This window comes from Escherichia sp. HH41S, assembly GCF_009820115.1.
In the GTDB taxonomy this organism is placed as follows: domain Bacteria; phylum Pseudomonadota; class Gammaproteobacteria; order Enterobacterales; family Enterobacteriaceae; genus Escherichia; species Escherichia coli_F.
This window is the reverse complement of record NZ_VNXE01000014.1, coordinates 1-376: the sequence shown is the minus strand read 5'-3', so window position 1 is coordinate 376 and position 376 is coordinate 1. Positions and strand designations below refer to the sequence as shown.

Annotated in this window: 1 protein-coding gene; it reads left to right on the top strand. The window is 55.3% G+C overall.

Translation table 11 applies throughout. The annotated features are described in order from the left end of the window. Positions 1 to 376 (top strand): NlpC/P60 family protein (locus tag FQZ95_RS03185; RefSeq protein WP_160529877.1); only part of this gene is annotated, 376 nt, incomplete at both ends.

The following is a 376-nucleotide window of genomic DNA, read 5'->3' as shown; positions in this document are numbered from 1 at the left end:
GGCGCTTTGAGCACGGTGTGACGGACTGTTACACACTGTTCCGGGATGCTTATCATCTGGCGGGGATTGAGATGCCGGACTTTTATCGTGAGGATGACTGGTGGCGTAACGGTCAGAATCTCTATCTTGACAATATGGAGGCGACTGGTTTTTACCGTGTCGCACTGACAGAGGCGCAGCCGGGCGATGTGCTGCTGTGCTGCTTTGGTTCATCGGTGCCGAATCATGCCGCTATTTACTGCGGTGACGGCGAGCTGCTGCACCATATTCCTGAACAACTGAGCAAACGAGAGAGGTATACCGACAAATGGCAGCGACGCACACACTCCCTCTGGCGTCACCGGGCATGGCGCGCATCTGCCTTTACGGGGATTTA